At 28.4% G+C, this 306-nt stretch carries 1 protein-coding gene; it reads left to right on the top strand.

The annotated features are described in order from the left end of the window. Window positions 1-117 precede the first annotated feature (117 nt). Window positions 118-306 (top strand): patatin-like phospholipase family protein (locus QWI17_RS00155; RefSeq protein WP_302720484.1); only part of this gene is annotated, 189 nt, incomplete at its 3' end.

Below are 306 nucleotides of genomic sequence, written 5' to 3'. Positions count from 1 at the left end.
GTTACAGATATCGTATGTTGGGAAAAGTTTTTTGGTCATTTTGAAACAAATTATCAAGTGTAAAAATAAAGAATATTTGAAAGGAAAAGTTTAACTTTAAACAATAGAACATCAAAAATGGAATTTAAAGAGAAAAAAATTATCTTACTTTCTTTGGATGGCGGAGGAATTAGAGGAATTATATCGTGTGTCATTTTAAAATACATCGAAGATAAATTAAAGGAAATTCATGACGAAAATGCTAAAATAGGCGATTATGTCGATTTTATTGCAGGTACAAGTACTGGTGCTTTAATCGCTTCTTTG

This window comes from Gilvimarinus gilvus (assembly GCF_030518155.1).
GTDB lineage: Bacteria > Pseudomonadota > Gammaproteobacteria > Pseudomonadales > Cellvibrionaceae > Gilvimarinus > Gilvimarinus gilvus.
This window is presented reverse-complemented; position numbering and strand designations above follow the sequence as displayed.